The organism is Halovivax limisalsi (assembly GCF_023093535.1).
GTDB classification, from domain to species: domain Archaea; phylum Halobacteriota; class Halobacteria; order Halobacteriales; family Natrialbaceae; genus Halovivax; species Halovivax limisalsi.
The window spans coordinates 880,788-898,241 of the sequence record NZ_CP095757.1 but is presented as its reverse complement, the minus strand read 5'-3'; the positions used below and the strand labels follow the sequence as shown (position 1 = coordinate 898,241).

14 protein-coding genes are annotated in these 17,454 nt (G+C 68.4%); 4 read left to right on the top strand and 10 right to left on the bottom strand.

Annotated elements, in window-relative coordinates; genetic code table 11:
* The 3 genes from MXA07_RS03910 to MXA07_RS03900 all read right to left on the bottom strand — a co-directional run bounded on the left by MXA07_RS03910 (position 1) and on the right by MXA07_RS03900 (position 5,733).
* Positions 1-1,842, bottom strand: a complete 1,842-nt coding sequence (locus tag MXA07_RS03910) for a hydantoinase B/oxoprolinase family protein (protein WP_247730745.1) — start codon at positions 1,840-1,842, stop codon at positions 1-3.
* Positions 1,839-3,980, bottom strand: coding sequence for a hydantoinase/oxoprolinase family protein (locus MXA07_RS03905; RefSeq protein ID WP_247730744.1), 2,142 nt, complete (start codon positions 3,978-3,980; stop codon positions 1,839-1,841). Before MXA07_RS03905 ends, MXA07_RS03910 begins: the two co-directional genes overlap by 4 nt.
* A 1,033-nt stretch (positions 3,981-5,013) precedes the next feature.
* Positions 5,014-5,733, bottom strand: coding sequence for a fumarylacetoacetate hydrolase family protein (locus MXA07_RS03900; RefSeq protein ID WP_247730743.1), 720 nt, complete (start codon positions 5,731-5,733; stop codon positions 5,014-5,016).
* A 582-nt stretch (positions 5,734-6,315) separates the two neighbouring features.
* Between MXA07_RS03900 and MXA07_RS03895 the strand changes: the two genes are divergently transcribed.
* Complete coding sequence (locus tag MXA07_RS03895; RefSeq protein WP_247730742.1) at positions 6,316-7,176, top strand: DMT family transporter; 861 nt, start codon at positions 6,316-6,318, stop codon at positions 7,174-7,176.
* A gap of 85 nt (positions 7,177-7,261) precedes the next feature.
* Here MXA07_RS03895 and MXA07_RS03890 read toward each other — a convergent pair whose 3' ends face one another.
* Positions 7,262-8,068 (bottom strand): 2-amino-3,7-dideoxy-D-threo-hept-6-ulosonate synthase, encoded by an 807-nt coding sequence (locus MXA07_RS03890; RefSeq protein WP_247730741.1) that lies wholly within the window; start codon positions 8,066-8,068, stop codon positions 7,262-7,264.
* A gap of 105 nt (positions 8,069-8,173) precedes the next feature.
* Here MXA07_RS03890 and MXA07_RS03885 point away from each other — a divergent pair, with 105 nt between their 5' ends.
* From MXA07_RS03885 to MXA07_RS03875, 3 genes are all read left to right on the top strand, one after another.
* Positions 8,174-9,157 carry an ornithine cyclodeaminase family protein gene (locus MXA07_RS03885; RefSeq protein WP_247730740.1) on the top strand — a complete coding sequence of 328 codons (984 nt, stop codon included), beginning with the start codon at positions 8,174-8,176 and terminating at the stop codon, positions 9,155-9,157.
* A gap of 200 nt (positions 9,158-9,357) precedes the next feature.
* The gene (locus MXA07_RS03880; protein WP_247731702.1) at positions 9,358-10,182 is read left to right on the top strand and encodes a fumarylacetoacetate hydrolase family protein; all 825 of its coding nucleotides are present in this window, start codon (positions 9,358-9,360) and stop codon (positions 10,180-10,182) included.
* 60 nt (positions 10,183-10,242) lie between these two features.
* Positions 10,243-11,472: a threonine synthase gene (locus tag MXA07_RS03875; protein WP_247730739.1), complete on the top strand. Its 1,230-nt coding sequence runs from the start codon at positions 10,243-10,245 to the stop codon at positions 11,470-11,472.
* A gap of 41 nt (positions 11,473-11,513) precedes the next feature.
* Here MXA07_RS03875 and MXA07_RS03870 read toward each other — a convergent pair whose 3' ends face one another.
* The 6 genes from MXA07_RS03870 to MXA07_RS03845 form a co-directional block, all read right to left on the bottom strand.
* Positions 11,514-12,218 carry an ABC transporter ATP-binding protein gene (locus tag MXA07_RS03870; RefSeq protein WP_247730738.1) on the bottom strand — a complete coding sequence of 235 codons (705 nt, stop codon included), beginning with the start codon at positions 12,216-12,218 and terminating at the stop codon, positions 11,514-11,516.
* Between the two features lie 2 nt (positions 12,219-12,220).
* A complete protein-coding gene (locus MXA07_RS03865; RefSeq protein ID WP_247730737.1) occupies positions 12,221-13,189 on the bottom strand; it encodes an ABC transporter ATP-binding protein in 969 nt (322 codons plus the stop codon).
* 76 nt (positions 13,190-13,265) lie between these two features.
* Positions 13,266-14,234, bottom strand: coding sequence for a branched-chain amino acid ABC transporter permease (locus MXA07_RS03860; RefSeq protein ID WP_247730736.1), 969 nt, complete (start codon positions 14,232-14,234; stop codon positions 13,266-13,268).
* A 1-nt stretch (position 14,235) separates the two neighbouring features.
* Positions 14,236-15,132: a branched-chain amino acid ABC transporter permease gene (locus MXA07_RS03855; protein WP_247730735.1), complete on the bottom strand. Its 897-nt coding sequence runs from the start codon at positions 15,130-15,132 to the stop codon at positions 14,236-14,238.
* A gap of 15 nt (positions 15,133-15,147) precedes the next feature.
* Complete coding sequence (locus MXA07_RS03850; RefSeq protein WP_247730734.1) at positions 15,148-16,416, bottom strand: ABC transporter substrate-binding protein; 1,269 nt, start codon at positions 16,414-16,416, stop codon at positions 15,148-15,150.
* A 174-nt stretch (positions 16,417-16,590) separates the two neighbouring features.
* Positions 16,591-17,388, bottom strand: coding sequence for an HpcH/HpaI aldolase family protein (locus MXA07_RS03845; RefSeq protein ID WP_247730733.1), 798 nt, complete (start codon positions 17,386-17,388; stop codon positions 16,591-16,593).
* Positions 17,389-17,454 lie beyond the last annotated feature (66 nt).

Here is a 17,454-nt window from a genome sequence, read left to right as displayed (position 1 = left end):
TCAGTCCTCCGAGCCCTCGCTCCCGGTGGTCGCTGCGGCCTCGCGGCTCGCGGTATCACCGCTCGCTCTGTCCGAGGCCTCCCGTTGGTCGGCCTCGCGGTGTTCGGCGCGCAAGTCCGCAGTCGCCTCGCGATCCAGCTCGCCATCCTCGCTCACCACGACGCCGTATCGCTCGGCCGCCTGCTCCCGGGAGACGTAGCCGTCCACGACGTCCTCGCGGACGCGCTCCGGGTCGCGCTCGGATGGCGGTCCGTAGCCGCCACCGCCGCCGGTCTGGAAGTGCATCGTCTCTTCCTCGGCGACGGTCACGTCGGTGAGCTTGCCCCAGCGCTCGCGGTCGCCGTCGGCCCGGTCGACGTAGACGCTGTTGACGCGGCCGGCCTCTTCGCCCCCGCAGACGCCCCACGGCGGCGAGCGCTCCTGGCGGTCGAAGGTGGCCGTGATCTGGGCGTCGTGATCGACCGGCGTGTACGAGCGACGGACGCCGAGTCCGCCGCGGTACTCGCCGGGGCCGCCCGAGTCCTGGACGAGCGTGAACGCCTCGGCGCGCAGCGGGTACTGCGATTCGAGCACCTCGATCGGCGTGTTGCGCGTGTCGCCCAGTTCCTTCGTGAAGAGGCCGCTCTGGCCGTCCGCGTCGGGCATGGCGCCCCAGCCGCCGGCGTCGCCCTCGACGAGCATGTAGCCCCGCTCGCTGCGCGGGTCGACGCCGTAGACGAAGTTGGCACACGGCGTGCCGAAGTGACTCGCCGTCACCTCGTTGGGAATCTCCTCTTCGAGCAGTTTGAGCATCAGGTCCGGAATGCCGCCGACGTGGATCCAGTTGAGCGCGCAGGAGGCCGGCGGCTCGGGATCGACGACCGACCCACTCGGCGTCTCGACGGTGAGGGGCTCGAAGTAGCCCTCGTTGTTGGCGTCGTTCGGCGTCGTCAGGCCCTTGAATCCCATGCGGACGACCGACTCCGTCGTCGGCCCGGGGCAGTTCATTGGCCCGCCGGTCTGGGGGTCGCTGCCGGCGAAGTCGATCGTCATCTCGTCGCCGTCGATCGTCATCTCCATCTTCACGCGGATCTCGTCGGTGATCGGATCGTCGTCGTCGCCGTCGCCGTCCGCGGCGTACTCTCCCGAGTAGGTGCCGTCGGGCAGCTCGCGGACCGCCTCGCGGGCGATGCCCTCCGCGTTCTCGAGCATGCGGTCGGTCGCCGCGTCGTAGGTGTCGCGACCGTACTGCGAGAGCAGCTGACTGAGTCGGTCGTCGCCGACGCGGACGGCCGAGACCATCGCGCGGATGTCGCCCATGACGGTTTCAGGGTAGCGCGTCGAGCGCTCGATGGTGCGGCTGATGTCCTCGTTCTCCTCGCCGGCGGTGAACAGCTTGACCGGCGGGAAGCAGACGCCGTCCTGGTAGACGTTCTCGCAGTTGTTGAGCCAGCCGCCGGGCGTTCGCGAGCCCATGTCCAGCACGTGCCCGCGGAAGCAGGTGAAGGCGAGCAGCTCGCCGTCGACGAAGACCGGTTTCAGCACGGTCACGTCCGGGTTGTGCGAGAAGCCCCCGGAGTAGGGGTCGTTACAGAAGACGATGTCGCCGTCCGCGAGGTTCTCGTAGCCGATGACGTCGTCAACTTCGAGCACCGAGTGCGACAGCGTCGCCAGAAAGACCGGCAGGCCGGCCGTCTCCGCGATCAGGTTGCCCTCGGGGTCGATGATCGCGACGCTGTAGTCGACGACCTCGGTGATGACGGAGCTGTAGGCCGTGCGCTCGACGGTCACCTTCATCGTCTCGCAGGCGTTCGCGAGCGCGTTGCGAAGCACCTCGACCGTGACCGCGTCGACGTCGGTCATCGGCCGTCACCTCCGGTCTCGCCGGCGATCTCCTCGATGGCGACGGCCCCCGATCCGTCCGCGTCGGCTCCCGTCGCCAGTCGCAGGTGGCCGTACTCGTCGACGGTGAGCGAACTCCACGGCGGGACGACCGTCGTCGAAGTGTCCTCCTCGACGATCGCCGGGCCCGCCAGGCGGTTGCCCGCCAGCAGCGAGTCGCGGTCGACGATGTCGGTCTCGACGAAGCCCGTCTCCGCGAAGTGGACGTCGCGCTCGTCGACGAAGGCCGCCTCCGGCGGCGTCTCCTCGCCCGCCTCGACGGACGGCAGTTCGGGCGACGTCATCGAGCCGAACGCGGTCAGGCGGATCGAGACGAACTCCTTGGGCTCCTCGGGCGCCGAGTGCATGTACTGCTCCTGGTGGGCCTCGTCGAAGCGCTCGGTGATCGCGTCGAGATCCGCGCCCGACAGCTCGCCCGTCGGCACCGGCACGGTCAGCGTGTGCTCCTGGCCGACGTACCTGACGTCGACCGCGCGGACGAAGCGCCGGTCCGACGGGTCGATCCCCTCGTCGGCCAGCTGGTCGCCCCCCTCGGCTTCCAGGGTGGCGAAGGCGTCGGCCAGCGTCGACGGCTCGACGGCCGCCACGGGGTCGACGTAGGTCCGCACGTAGTCGTGTTTGACGTCGGTCGTGAGGATGCCCCACGCCGAGAAGTTACCCGGCGAGTTCGGGACGAGGACCTCCGGAATGTCGATCTGGCCGGCGATCTCGACCGCGTGGGTCGGGCCCGCGCCGCCGAAGGCGACCATCGTGAACTCGCGCGGGTCGATGCCCTTGCGCAGGACGTTCGTCCGGATCGAGCGCGCCATGTTCGTGTTCGCGATCTCGAGGATGCCCGCGGCCGCCTCGAGCGGCTCCATGTCGAGATTGTCGCCGAGCGAGTCGAACGCACCCCGCGTCGGCGCGAGGTCGAGCGAGAGGTCGCCGCCGAGCAGGTGGTCCGGGTTCAGCCGGCCGAGCAGGACGTTGGCGTCCGTAACGGTGGGTTCGGTGCCGCCGCGGCCGTAGCAGATCGGGCCCGGATCCGCGCCGGCGCTGCGCGGCCCGACGTGGAGCCCGCCGCCGTCGTCGACCCAGGCGATCGAGCCGCCGCCGGCCCCGATCGAGTGGACGTCGAGCGTCGGCGTCATGACGGGATAGCCGTCGTCGCCCGAGGTCGGCGTCTCGACCTGGTAGGACGAGCGCGTCCGGGCCTCGCCGTCGACGACGAGCTCGATGTCGAAGCTCGTCCCGCCCATGTCGGCGCCGATGAGGTTCTCGCGCCCGATCGTCTCGCCGAGCGTGAGGAGGCCCGCGACGCCGCCGGAGAGACTCGACTTCAGCGTGTTGACGGGGCTACCCTTCGCGCTCTCTGTCGACATGATCCCGCCGTTTGACTGCATGATGTAGAGTTCGTCGTCGAACCCCATCCCCGCGAACTCGCGTTCGAGCGTGTCGAGGTAGTCCTCCATCACCGGCGTGATCCCGAGGTTGATCGCGGCCGTCGCGGTGCGCTCGTACTCCCGGTACTCGCGCGAGAGGGACGACGAGAGCGTGTAGAACAGGTCCGGATACTCCGCCTCGATCAACTCGCCGATCCGCCGTTCGTGGTCGGGATTCGCGTAGGCGTTGAGCAGCGCGACGCAGACGCCGTCGACGCCCCGATCGACGAGCCCGTCGAGCGCCTCGCGAACGGAGTCGGGATCGAGCGGTTCGACCACGTCGCCGTTCGTGTCGACGCGCTCGTCGACCTCGAGGCGCGCCCGCCGCGGGATCAGCGGGTCCGGCTTCTCGTAGAACGGGTCGTACATGTTGGTCCGGTTGCTCCGGCCGATCTCGAGGACGTCCCGGAAACCGGCCGTGGTGAGCAGGCCCATCTCGCAGAGGTCGTTCTCCAGCAGGGCGTTGACGCCGACCGTGGTGCCGTGACTGAAGAAATCCACCTGCGAGAGGTCGTCGGTCACCGTTCGAATCGACTCGAGGATTCCCCGCGAATAGTCGGCGGGGGTCGAGGACGACTTGGCGATGGTCAACTCGCCCGTCGATTCGTCGAGGAACACCGTGTCGGTGAAGGTGCCCCCGACGTCCACACCGATCCGTGTCGCTATGTCGGCGGACATACGTTTGCGAGTTACACCCAACCACGTTAAACGTTGCCTCCGGCTCGAGCCGTCGCCTACCGGCGAACCCGTTGCGCGCCGTTCGATCGGCGTCTCGGACCGTCTCGGCGACCGATCGATCCGCAGCGTGATGGTTCCGAAAACGGGAATCGCGGGGCCGCGTTTCCCGGTGCGGGCAACTGAATGTAGACACCGGAAATCCCCGATACCAGCTGTCCCGCAAGATATGCCGCATCTGGGCCAGTTTCGTCCGCGGAACCGCCGAAACCGACAACGCAGCCGACGCGTCGTTCTGCGGCGAGGAACGGGAACCTCCCCACCGGCGCGGAGACGCTCCAGGTGTGGCGACGGAAGCCAGCCGAGCGCCGATCCCGGTTCGCACCGATCACTCGCCGGAAGCAGGCGTGACGGCCACCGCCGCCCGGGTCGCCCCGATCGGGTCTCGCGACGTTCGAATCGGTCTGACTCGAACGGGCAGCGGGCGGGCGAAGTTCCCGGTCGCCGGATATGGTCGATTGAGACGACGGCACCCGGTTTCTCGCGAACCCCACGGCGTGCGTACACGTGCGCCAGCGTGTTCCGCCAGGGGGAACAGTTGTTCGGCAACCGGGCGGGTGTTTCACGAATCAACCTCTGGTATTTACATACATACGCGTGTAATGGAAGACGGCCGCCGCTCGCGGCGAGCATCCAGTTGCAGCCGAGGGTCGATCACGGCGCCGCCGCGCATCCCGGCCAAGCGACGACGACGGTGAAATCGACCGAGGGATCCGCCGGCCCACACACGGACTCGGCTCGCGTGAAGCGGCGTGTCACCGGCGGTTCGACCAGAACAGCCGCGAAATTGACCGAAAATCGGGTAGTTCCGGACTGCGGAATAGGGGCTTCTGCCGCCGGATACTCCCGATCATAGGCTTATCTCTCGAAAATGTTCGACGGAAGAAGCGAGGGAGTGCGTCGCACCGCATCAGGTGGCGACGGAAAAACGGCGCGTTCGCTCGCTGGATGCCCGCGAACGTTCGGCGACCGCCGTTCAGTCGTCGGCGACGACCGTGTTCCGGAGCGTCCCGACGCCCTCGTACCAGATCGCGATCGCGTCGCCGGGTTCGACGGTGCCTGGGTTGGCCGGACTCCCAAACGCCACCACGTCCCCGGGTTGGAAGGTGACGCGCTCCGAAAGAAAGGCAATCACCTCGAACGGGTCGAACAGCATCAGGTCCGTGGTCGCGGACTGGCGCACCTCGCCGTCGACGACGGTCTCCATCTCGATCCCGCGCGGGTCGAGGTCCGTCTCGATCCAGGGGCCGAGCGGGGCCGACGTCTCGAAGGCCTTGCGGGCGGTGCGACCGGGCTGGTCGAGCGCGTCGACGTCGTTCATAACGGTGTAGCCGGCGACGACGTCCGGAACGTCGGCGGGATCGACGGCCCGACAGCGCTCGCCGATCACCGCGGCGAGTTCGCCGGCGTAGGTGAGTTCGTCCGTCCACGCCGGGTAGCGGATCGGGCGCTCCGGTCCGACGAGCGCGGCCGGCGGTTTGATGAAAAAGGCGGGCTGATCGGGGCGATCGTAGTCCATCTGCTCGATCGTCTCGGCGTAGTTGCGGCCGACGCAGTAGATCGTCGACGGCGTGGCGGGATAGGTGAGCCGGCCGTCGACGCCGACGCGATACGCGCCGTCGTCCGCGTGAACGACGCCGTCCTCGTACCGGCCGCGAACCGTCCCCGTCGGCGTCTGGATTCGTGCGCGTTTCACGACCGAACGTCTGTGTCGGCCGAAGCAAAAGGCGCTCGAATCTCGACCGTCGCAGCGCCGCGATCGCGAACGACGGATGGAAGATCAGTAGTAATTACCCGGTATGTCCGTAGAGGGGACACCGACGACAACTCGTCGAGGCCAGGACGGTGGCGTCGGATCGACCAGGGGTGGATACGGCCGTCGTGCTAGCGATCCGCCAGCCTGCAACGGCGTACCGAACTGCTCACTCACCGCAGCGGAGGTCCGTCCTGGCCGCGCAGTCACCGGGGACCCACGACGGGTGACTCTTGGGAGGGGAGACGAACTGATCGGAGAACCGGGGACGGAACCACATCACGTCGCGTGAATTACCGACCGGATCGGCCGCGACCGCGTCCGGCCCGAGTTGGCCCCTCACCGCTGATGGGGGCACACCTGCGTGAGTAATTAGTATTTTTCTACTCCGGGACACTCGCGTCAGCCCGGTCCGGCGGTCGGATCGCTTGCTCCGGAACGCAGACCCCGACCGTGGACGCGGCCATTCCCCGCAGTGTTTCCGGCGAACGCACCTTTTTGTGGGTGTCACGCGCATCCAGTGGCATGGATAGCGATACGAAGGGCGTCCTGCTGATGGTGCTCTCGGCGACGTCCTTCGGCACGCTCGGCGTCCTCGGAAAGTACGCCTCCGCCGCCGGCCTCTCGATCCCGACGGTCCTCACCTACCGCTTTCTCGGCGGGACGCTCTGCTTCTGGGCGCTCGTGGCCTACAGCGGCAAGTTGCGGGTCCTCCGCGGGCGGGCGCTCGGCGTCGCCGTGTTGCTGGGCGCGGGGTTCTACGCCGCCCAGAGCGGCCTCTACTTCCTCGGGCTGGAGTACATGACCGCCGGCCTGGTCGGCCTGGTGATCTACACCTATCCGGTGCTCGTGGTCGTCCTCTCGTACGTCTTCCTCGACGAACGGATCACCCGCTACACCGTCGTCGGACTGGCACTGGCGCTGGGCGGCGTCGCCGTGGTCTCCGGCGTCGACCCGGCGGGCGCGGATCCGCGCGGGGTCGCGGTCGTGCTCGCGGCGGCGCTGGTCTACGCGGGCTACTACGTGACCAGCCACGTCGCCCTCGACGACGTCGACGCCCAGACGCTGACGGCGTACGTCCTGCCGTCGGCGGGCGTCAGTTTCGTCGTCTTCGGACTGGCGACGGATTCGCTGACAATTCCGACGACCGGCTACCAGGTGACGATCCTGGCGGCGGTCGCCCTGCTGGCGACGGCGATCCCGATCGGCGCCTTTTTCGCCGGCCTGGCCTACATCGGCGCGAGTCGCGCGAGCATCATCTCGAGTCTGGAACCGGCGACGGCGGTACTACTCGGCGTGATCCTGCTCGACGAACCGCTGGCCGCGGCGACGATCGCCGGCGGGCTGCTGGTGCTCGTCGGCGTGCTCGTCATCCAGCGCGAGTGAGCGAGGAACGGATCGGTACGGCCGGCGACCGAACCGGGCGGCGATCGGTTCGTTCGGCGTCGGGGTCAGGCCGTGCGGCGTGTGATCAGGACGTTCGGCCGTCCGCGAGTTCGGAAAGCGCCGTCTCGACGGAGACGTCGTCGTGAACGATCGCGGAAACGGCGCGGACGTACGCGCCCGGGTCGTCGTGCTGGAAGGCGGAGCGACCGGTCGAGACGCCGGCCGCCCCGGCGTCCATCGCGCCGCGAATCTGTTCGAGCATCGCGCGGTCGTCGCGCGGCGAGCCGCCGGCGACAATGACCGGCTTGCCGGTGGCCGCGACGACGCGCTCGAAGCTCTCCGCGTCGCCACTGTAGGCCGTCTTGAGCACGTCCGCGCCCAGCTCCTCGCCGAGGCGAACCGCGTGGGCGAGGTAGTCGGCGTCGTGTTCCGGATCCTCGCCCTCGAGGTTCGCGCCGCGGGCGTAGGTCATCGCCAGCACCGGCAGGCCGTAGCGGTGAGCGTCGGCGACGAGCTCCGAGAGCTGTTCGATCTGGCGGGGCTCGTAGTCGCTGCCGACGTTGAGGTGGATCGAGACGGCGTCGGCGCCCGCTCGGAGCGCCTCCTCGGCGGTGCAGGTGACGCGCTTGTCGTTGCTCGCCGGGCCGATCACCGTCGAGGCGTTGCAGTGGACGACGTAGCCCGCGTCGTTCTTGTTGGGATGGACGCGCGGGGCGAGGCCCTTCTGCGTCAGGACCGAGTTCGCCCCGGCGCGTGTCACCGCGTCGATGGTCGACTCGATGTCGCGCAATCCGTCGGTCGCGCCGATGGTAATGCCGTGGTCCATCGGGATGTTTACGTACTTGTCGTCGATGCCGATCCGTTCGAGCCGCGCGTCGATTCCGGGAGCCATACTGGCGCCAGGCGGTCTCGGACGTAAGGTGTTTCGATGGCCGCAAGGATTCCGCCCCCGACTCGAGGAGTAGAGCTAACACGGACGGCGCCCTTCCCCCGGGTAATGGTCCGCGTACTCGACGCGACGCAGGTGGCGTCGCTGCTCGATATCGGCGAGTTGTTGTCGGTGATCGAAACGGCGCTAATCAAGCAGGGGCGCGGCGAGGTCGTCCGCCCCGAGCGTCCGCACTTCCCGGTGGGAGCGGGTCTCGATCCGGACCGGCCCGACGAGGCGCTCGGTACCGGGCTGACGATGCCAGCCTACGTCCACGGCTCGGACTACTACGCGACGAAGCTGGTCGGCTTCTTCGAGGGGAACCCGGCGCGCGACCTGCCGACGATCACCGCCCAGATCGTCGTCAACGAGGCCGACACGGGCCTCCCGGTAGCGGTGATGGACGGCACGCACGTCACCGGGATGCGAACCGGTTGCATCGGCGGGCTGGCCGCGCGCGAACTCGCGACCGAGCCCGTCGACCTCGGCGTCGTCGGCGCCGGCACGCAGGCGCGCTGGCAGACGCGCGCGATCGCGGCCGCGACCGACGTCGAGCGCGTCCGCGTCTACTCGCCGAGCGACTCCCGATTCGATTGCGCGAGCGAACTCGACGACGACCTCGACGCGCCCGTCGAAGCGGTCGACTCGGCGCGCGCGGCGGTCGAGGGCGCCACCGCCGTGGTGACGGCGACGCCCGCCGAGTCGCCGGTCCTCGACGGCGACTGGCTCGCGCCCGGGACGCTCGTCGTCGCCGTCGGCGCCTTCTCCCCCGAGATGCAGGAACTCGATCCGAGAACCTTCGACCGGGCGAGTCAGGTGTTCGCCGACGTCCCGGAGGAGGTCACCGACACGGGGGACGTGATCGCGGCGGAGCTGGCGGATGGCGCGATCGGTTCACTGGCCGACGCGCTCGAGGGAACGGCGGGGCGAGACGACGCGGACGAGATCATCGTCGTCGAGAGCGTCGGCTCGGCGGTCTTCGACGCCGCGACCGCCGCGTACATCGTCGAACTGGCCGAAGCGGCGGACGTCGGGACGACGGTCGAGCTCTGAGGACGTCGGTCGGGACCCGGGCCGACTACCCCGGGCACGTCTCTCCGGCCGCCGCCGGAACCTCGCCCCAATCTTAATGCGGCTGCTTTCCCCACCACCGCTATGGACGCGAGTCACGACGGTCCGACGCGTCGATCGAACGCCGACTGCCGCGAACCGAAATGGGCAACGATCCCGACGCGGAGGCGGTGGTGAGTTCCGTGCGACGGCTCGCCCGAGCGGCCGACGGCGCCTACTACGTCGGCGACGAGACGGGCTTCGTCCCGCTCTCGAGCGCCGATCCCCGCCACTCCGACGAGACGGACGCTCTCGCCGCCGCAGCCGACGGCCTCCCGGACCCAACCGCGGCTCCGCACGACCGCATCCCGGCCGATCAGCTCTCGCTGTCGGCGCCGGTCTCGGGGTCGGGGACGCTCTGGGGGATCGGGCTCAACTACGTCGATCACGCCGACGACCTGGACGCGACCTACCCGGACGAGCCGGCGAGTTTCTGCAAGCCTGGGACGACGCTCACCGGACCCGGCGGGCCGATCCGGCTCCCGCCGACCGACCGGACCGAGCGCGTCACCGGCGAGGCCGAGCTCGCGGTCGTGATCGGCCGTCGCTGTCGGAACGTCGCCGAGGACGAGGTCGACGACGTGATCGCGGGCTACGTCCCCGCGATCGACATGACCGCGGAGGACATCCTCCAGCGAAATCCGCGCTACCTGACGCGCGCGAAGAGTTTCGACACGTTCCTCGTGCTCGGACCGTGGCTGCGCACCGACCCGATCGATCTGGACGACGTGACCGTCGAGACGGTGGTGAACGACGAGGTGAGAGCCTCGAACTCGGTCTCGAACATGGCCTTCCCGCCGCGCGAACTCGTCGCCTACCACTCGCGAGTGATGACGCTCGAACCCGGGGACGTCATCAGCACCGGCACGCCCGGCGCGCACCCGCTCTCGCCCGGCGACCGGGTTCGGGCGGCCGTCGACGGCGTCGGTACGCTCACGGCCGACGTGGTTCGCGACGGGACGCAGTAAGGCCCGTCCTCGCCGTCTCCGGACCCAAACACATACGACGGCCGCAGGTAACGTGTTCGTATGACCGAGACGCTCTCGTGTTACGCGTGCGGCGAGACGTACCATCGGGACGAGCGCGCCCGCTGTGTCTGCGGGGAACCGCTCTGGTTCGAACCGGATAGCTCGGGGTTCGACTGGAAAGCGCTCCCCGACGGGCCGGGCATGTGGCGCTACGAATCGCTGCTGCCGGTCGACGCCCCCGTGGAATCGACGCGGGCGGGGACCGACGGTCGGCAACCGACCGGGATCGGTGCCGGAGCCGGCGGGACGCCGCTCGTCAGAACGCCGCGGCTCGACGGGCTGGCGGGCTGTGCGACCTATCTCAAGGACGAGGGGCGGAACCCGACGGGAAGCTTCAAGGACCGGGGCAGCGCCGTCGGCGTCGCGGCCGCCGCCGAACGCGGCCGGCCCGTCGGAACCGTCTCGCACGGTAACATGGCGATGAGCGTGGCCGCCCACGCGGCGAGCGCGGACGTCCCCTGCGTCGTCCTCGTACCGGCCGACATCTCCGCGGCGCGCCTGCGGCTCATCGGCCAGTACGACCCGGAGGTCGTCCGCGTCGACGGCGACTACGGCCGGCTCTACGAGCGCTCGCTCGAACTCGGGTCGGAACTGGGCATCTCGTTCGTCAACTCCGACAGTCCGCTGCGCGTCGCGGGGCAGGCGACGACGGTCCTCGAAATCCTGGACGAGTTCGCCCCCGACGTACCCGACGCGATCGTGATGCCCGCCAGCAGCGGCGGGCACGCGAGCGCCGCCTGGAGGGCACTCCGCGATCTCGACGCGGCGGGCGTCCTGCCCTCGATTCCGGAACTCCACTTCGTCCAGGCCGCCCCGAGCGCGCCGATCGCCGAGGCGTACGCGGCCGGCGCGGAGACCGTCAGCCCGACCGACGGCGGCGGGACGATCGCCTACTCGATCGGCAACGGCGACCCGCCGAGCGGAAATCGCGCGCTGACGGCCGCCCGCGACACCGGCGGCAGCGTCACCGCCGTTACGGACGACGAGATCCGGACCGCGACGGCAGCGTTCGCGGCCCGCGCGGGCGCCTGCGTCGAACCGGCCTCGGCGACCACGCTGGCGGGCGCGCGCACCCTCGCCGCCGACGGCGTGCTCGACGCGGAGGACGACGTCGTCCTCGTCGCCACCGGCACCGGCTTCAAGGAGGACGTCGGGCGACCCGACCCGCCCGAGTCGCCGACGGTTCCGCTCGACGAACTCGGGACGGCGCTCGCCGATCGACTGGACTGAAAACCGGCAGAACGGAAAACGGACGCGAACGGACCGCGCTCTCAGGCGCCGAGGTAGAGTTCGCCGACCTTCGGGTCGTCGAGCAGGGCGTCGCCGGAGTCCTCGAAGCGGTTCTCGCCCATCTCGAGGACGTAGCCGCGATCGGAGAACTCCAGGGCCTTGCGCGCGTTCTGTTCGACCATCAGGATCGCCGTCCCGCTCTCGTTGATCTCGATGATCTTCTCGAAGATGTCGTCGACGAGGTCGGGCGCGAGCCCGGCGCTGGGCTCGTCGACGAGCATCAGGTCGGGATCGACCATCAGGCCGCGGCCCATCGCGAGCATCTGCTGCTGGCCGCCGCTCATCGAGCCGGCCTGCTGGGACTTTCGCTCCGCGAGGATGGGAAAGTGCTCGTAGATCCGCTCGTAGTTCTCCTTCGGCGGATCGCCGAGGATGTAGCCGCCCATCCGGAGGTTCTCCTCGACCGACAGCGTCGGGAAGACGTTCTCCGTCTGGGGAACGTAGCACATCCCGTTGCGCGCCAGCGTCGACGTCTGGTCGTGGGTGACGTCCTCGCCGCGGAAGGTGATCGACCCGTCCCAGCAGTCGACGAGGCTGAACACCGTCTTCATCAGGGTGGACTTGCCGGCGCCGTTCGGGCCGATGATCGAGACGATCTCGTCGCTCTCGACGTCGATCGAGACGCCGTGGAGGATCTCGACGTCGCCGTAGCCCGAGACCACGTCCCGCGCTTCGAGTAGCGCCATCGTCAGCCCCCCAGGTACGCGTCGATGACTCGTTGATCGCCCTGTACCTCGTCCGGGGTGCCTTCCATCAACTTCTTGCCCTGGTGCATGACGATGATGCGCTCCGATAGGTTCATGATGACGTCCATGTCGTGCTCGACGACGCAGAAGGTGTAGCCCTGGTCGCGCAGCTCCCTGATGCGTTCGAGCAGCGTCTTCGAGAGGGTCGGGTTGACGCCGGCGACGGGTTCGTCGAGCAGGATCAGCTCGGGATCGGCCATCAGCACGCGGCCGAGTTCGAGCAGCTTGCGCTGCCCGCCGCTGAGATTGCCCGCGTACTCGTCCCTGAGGTGCTCTAAGTCGAGCAACTCGAGGACCTCCTCGGCGCGCTCGCGATTCGCGGCCTCGGTCTCGGCGACGCTGTCGAAGCGCAGCCAGGTCTTGAGGACGTTCTCGCCGGGCTGGTCCTTCGGCGAGAGCAGCAGGTTCTCGAAGACGGTCAGGCCCTCCAGTTCGCGCGTGATCTGGAACGTCCGCATCATCCCAGCGCGCGAGACCTGGAACGGCCGGCTGTACTTGTGCCCGAGGTACTGCGTCTTGAGCAGATTCTGGCCGTGATAGGCGCCCAGACCGGCCCCCGCGCCGACGGCGGCCGCGCCCGCCTCGACGGCCATCGACGGATCGGACTGGCCGGCGAGCGCGAGGCCGCCGAGACCGGCGACGAGCGCCGCCGAGCCGCCGAGGTAGGTCTTCTCCGCGCGACTCGGTCGCATGATCTCCTGCAGATCGGTCCCGCGGTAGCGGACCGCGCCGGCGTCCGGCGGGAGGAAGCCGCCGAGCATCTTGAACGTCGTCGTCTTGCCGGCGCCGTTCGGGCCGATCAGGCCGACGATCGTTCCCTCCTCGATCTCGAACTCGACGCCGTCGACGGCGGTGATGCCGCCGAAGTGCTTCTCGATGTTGTCGACGGCGAGCAGCGGTTCGTCGCTCATGCGCCGGTCACCTCCCCGCGGCGGCGAGATCGACGGTCGCGGTTCTCAATCCGTCCGCGTCGTGCGTGACGCTCGGTCATGATGTGTCCTCCGTCATGAGTTGCTTGTCGCCGAGGAATCCCTGCGGCCTGTAGGTCACGATCAGCATCAGCAGGCCGCCGATCAGCAGGAATCGCAGATCTGCGGCCATGCTGGCCGATATCGACGGCACCTCGTCGGCGATGAATCGGGGGCCCTCGCGGAGCAGCATCAGGAATCCCGCGCCGAGGATCGCCCCGCGGTTCGAGCCGCTGCCGCCGACGATGACGGCGATCCAGATGTAGAACGTGTACTCGGGGATGAACTCGAACGGGGTGAGGTAGTTGAGCCGCAGCGCCGTCAGCGCCCCGGCGATTCCCATGATCATGCTCCCGATGACGAACGCCTGCATCTTCAGCGAGAACGTGTTCTTCCCGAGCGCCTGGGCGACGTCCTCGTCGTCGCGGATCGCTTCCAGCGCGCGGCCCCACGGACTCCGGACGCCGCTCTCGGCCAACCAGTAGACGATGCCCAGGACGATCAGCGTGATCACCAGGAGCGTGAGGTTGGTGTACTCGAGGTCGATCAGGGGGTTGTTCACCGTCGACCCCGTGCCGCCGCCCGTCAACCAGCCTTCGTTGAGGAAGATCAGGCGGATGGTCTCGGCGAGGCCCAGCGTCGCGATGGCGAGGTAGTCCGCGCGCAACCGCAGCGTCGGAATGCCGATGAGGACGGCGACCACCCCGCAGACGAGCGCGGCCACGAGGATCGCGACCGGGATCGGGATCGGGAATCCGAGGACGTCGACCCAGAGGTACGGCAGCGCCCAGCCGAAGGCGGTGTCGGCGTCGCCCGCCTTCGAGACGAGCGCCGCCGTGTAGGCGCCGATCCCCCAGAAGGCCGCGACGCTGATGTTGAACAGGCCGGTCTGGCCCCACTGGAGGTTCAGGCCGATCGCCAGGATGGCGTAGATGGCGCCCAGCGTCAGCATGCTGACGAGGAACGCGGCGGTGCCACTCAGCGCCATCTCACCACCTCCCTCCGGCGATACCTTGCGGTCTGTAGAGCAGTACGGCGACCATGATCAGGAACGCGAACGCGTACCGGTACTCCGCCGCGACGCCAGGTATCATAATACTAATCTCTTGTGCGACGCCGATGATGTACGCGCCGACCATCGCCCCGTACGGGCTGCCGATCCCGCCGAGGATGACCGCCGCGAACACCACCAGCACGATGTTGAATCCCATCCGCGGGAACAGGACGCCGGTCTGCATCGCCAGCAACATGCCGCCGGCGCCGGCGAGGGCGCCCGACAGCGCCCAGGTGACCGTCATGACGTTGTCGGTGTCGATGCCGGCGACCTTCGCGAGCGACTTGTTGTCCGCCGTCGCCCGCATCGCGATCCCCATGCGCGTCCGCGTCAGGAACAGGTGCGTCGCGGCCGCGAGCGCGAGTCCCAGCGCCACGATGATGACGTCGGTCGAGGTCAGACGCAGGCTGTAGTCGATGCCGAGGGTCGCGCCCTCGAGCAACTGCGTCCCCCGCTCGAGCGGCATCTGGAGCGATTCCTGATTGCCACCCCAGATGATGCGGATCATCGCCCGCAGGAACAACGCGAGCCCGATCGTCAGTATCAGCATGACGATCGGCGTCGAGTCGCGGTGCTGGGCCATCAGCGTGCGGTCAAGAACGACGCCGAGAATCCCGACGACGACGAACGCAAGCAGACCGGCGACGTAGATCGGCAGCCCGAGCGTGACGTAGCCCGCAAACGTGACGAACGCGCCGATCGTGAGGAACTCGCCGTGGGCGAAGTTCGCGAAGTTGCCGATGCCGTAGAGTAACGAGAGGCCCACCGAGGCGAGAAGGATGATACTACCGAATACGATGCCGTTCGCGACCAGTTGAAGTTCAAAGGCCATCGATAGGAGTACTGCTTACTGGCTCGTGTCGACGAAGCCCTGCATCTCGAACGCGCCGTCGATGACCTCCCAGTGCTGGTAGGTCCCCGACGGGTCGCCGTTCTCGTCCAGGTCGACGTTCCCGCTGGCACCCTGGTAGTTGATCGAGTTCCCGGCGTCGAGTTCGCTCTTGCCCTCCGCGATGGAGGAGACCTCCGTGCCGTCGGGCTTGCTGACCTCGTAGATCTGCTCCTTGACCGCGTCACTCCCGTACTCGCCCGCGGCGTGAATCGCGAGCCCGAGCAGCATGTACGCGTCGTAGGCGTAGGCCGCCCAGACCGTCGGCTGCCGGTCGTACTCGTTCTGGAAGTCCTCGGCGAAGTTCTGGTAGACCTCGCTCTCGATCGGCGGGCTCGGGTTCGTCCCCTTCATGCCGTTGATCGCTTCGGCGGAGACGTTGTTCTCGACCTCGTCGGAGACCATACTCTCCGCGCCGAAGACCGAGTAGTCCTCCTGGATGCCCATCTCGTAGGCTTCCCGAATCATCGTCATGAACGACTGCGGGTAGACGATGAAGACGACGGCCTCCGGCTCGGCGTTCGTCGCCTCGTTGAGCTGGGCCGAGTAGGAACTGCGTCCCTGCTCGGCGGGCACCATCGTCTCGACCGTGTTGCCGAGTTCCTCGTATCGGGCCTTGAAGGCGTCTGCCAGCCCCTGCCCGTAGTCGTTGTTGACCATGATCACCGAGGCCGAACTCGGGCCGTTGTCGGCGACGACCTGCGCGAGGGCCTGGCCCTGGAACGCGTCCGAGGGCGAGGTCCGGAGGCAGTAGCCGTCGTCCTCGAGGTTCGTGATCCCCGGCGCCGTCGAGTTGATCATGATGTGCGTGATCTCGTTCGGAATCGTCACCGACTCCGCGATCGAGACCGCGACGCCGCTCGAACAGGGCCCGGTGAGGACGTCGACGCCGTCCTGGTTGACGAGCTTCTGTGCCGCGCTGACGCCGGCGTTCGACGTCGTCTCCGAGTCCGCGGTGATCTTGTTGATCGTCCCGCCCGCGACCTTCTCGTCGTTGATCTGGTTCAGCGCGAGGTCGCTGCCCCGGTCGTTCCGATCCGCGAATGGAGCCAGGTCGCCCGTATACGGGTTCACTAGCCCCACGTCGTAGGTCGAACCGTCACCGCCACCGCCGGTCAGCGAGTCGAGGCAGCCGGCCAGCGCGGCCGTCGCACCACCGGCCGCCATCGTCTTTAGAAACGGTCGCCGATTCGTCGTCCCGTTCGCGTTGGTATCGTTGTCTGTCATAATCCCACGGCCGTGCGGTACCATCCCACGGTTGGCCCACTGTTCCTAGCACATTATCATATAAGTTTCCGTTTTCGTTACGGACTGATCGCGGTAAAAATCGCGGACGGAATGGTTGCGACCGTACACTTCCCAGATACGGGCGTTACCCTGTCAATATTAAGCGGGTCCGGGTCAGAACCGAGATCGAGCTTCGGCGAGTCGGTCGGTCACGGTCGACGCCACGGCCACCGTGTCCACGCCGATTCGAAACACCCGATAGCCGGACCCGATCGCGGTCGCGATCTCGGCGGGATCGGTCGCGATCCGGCCCAGCGCCGCGTCGACGTCCGCAGCCGCGCGTTCGAGTCGATCGAGCTGTGGGCCCACATCGGGATGGTCCGATTCGAGGGGACGGCCGGCCGAGATCGAGAGGTCGCCGGGGCCGACGAAGCCGAACGCGACGCCCGGAACCGCGAGGATCTCGCTCGCGGCGTCGACCGCCGCGGCGGTCTCGAGCATCACGCCGACCCCGACCGACCGATCCGCCCGCGACGGCAGGTCCGCGTCGGCGGTCGTCCAGCCCGAACTGCGCGTCAACGGGGCGCCCCGATCGCCCGGCTCGCCGTCGTGTTCGAACCGCGCCGCCCGGACGGCCCGCCGCGCCTCCTCGGCCGAGTCCACCTTCGGCACGAGGACGACGTCGGCCCCCGCGTCGACGACGCTATTGATCATCGTCCGACTCGCCTCCGGAACCCGGATCAGGAGGTCGACGTCGGCCACCTCGGCCGCGCGGGCGAGCGACGCGATCGCCTCCGTGTCGTACGGACTGGGCCCGGCGTGTTCCAAGTCGACCCAGACGTAGTCCAGCTCGACCGACGCGAGCGCCTCGATCATCGCCGGCGAGGCGGTGAGAACGGTCGCCCCGAAGACCGGTTCCTCCCCGTCGAGCGCGTCGAGTACGCGCGATCGCGGCCGCGAATCGAATGCCATGGCGGGTTCTCGGACGGACGCGACATAAACGTTCGTCGGGAACGCGTCGCCGGTGGCGGGCCCACC

What these genes read in the sequence shown, in the direction of transcription:
- MXA07_RS03910 (WP_247730745.1), bottom strand. Translation starts at nt 1,842, where the DNA reads ATGACCGACGTCGACGCGGTCACGGTCGAGGTGCTTCGCAACGCGCTC.
- MXA07_RS03905 (WP_247730744.1), bottom strand. Translation starts at nt 3,980, where the DNA reads ATGTCCGCCGACATAGCGACACGGATCGGTGTGGACGTCGGGGGCACC.
- MXA07_RS03895 (WP_247730742.1), top strand. Translation starts at nt 6,316, where the DNA reads ATGGATAGCGATACGAAGGGCGTCCTGCTGATGGTGCTCTCGGCGACG.
- MXA07_RS03890 (WP_247730741.1), bottom strand. Translation starts at nt 8,068, where the DNA reads ATGGCTCCCGGAATCGACGCGCGGCTCGAACGGATCGGCATCGACGAC.
- MXA07_RS03885 (WP_247730740.1), top strand. Translation starts at nt 8,174, where the DNA reads ATGGTCCGCGTACTCGACGCGACGCAGGTGGCGTCGCTGCTCGATATC.
- MXA07_RS03875 (WP_247730739.1), top strand. Translation starts at nt 10,243, where the DNA reads ATGACCGAGACGCTCTCGTGTTACGCGTGCGGCGAGACGTACCATCGG.
- MXA07_RS03870 (WP_247730738.1), bottom strand. Translation starts at nt 12,218, where the DNA reads ATGGCGCTACTCGAAGCGCGGGACGTGGTCTCGGGCTACGGCGACGTC.
- MXA07_RS03865 (WP_247730737.1), bottom strand. Translation starts at nt 13,189, where the DNA reads ATGAGCGACGAACCGCTGCTCGCCGTCGACAACATCGAGAAGCACTTC.
- MXA07_RS03860 (WP_247730736.1), bottom strand. Translation starts at nt 14,234, where the DNA reads ATGGCGCTGAGTGGCACCGCCGCGTTCCTCGTCAGCATGCTGACGCTG.
- MXA07_RS03855 (WP_247730735.1), bottom strand. Translation starts at nt 15,132, where the DNA reads ATGGCCTTTGAACTTCAACTGGTCGCGAACGGCATCGTATTCGGTAGT.
- MXA07_RS03850 (WP_247730734.1), bottom strand. Translation starts at nt 16,416, where the DNA reads ATGACAGACAACGATACCAACGCGAACGGGACGACGAATCGGCGACCG.
- MXA07_RS03845 (WP_247730733.1), bottom strand. Translation starts at nt 17,388, where the DNA reads ATGGCATTCGATTCGCGGCCGCGATCGCGCGTACTCGACGCGCTCGAC.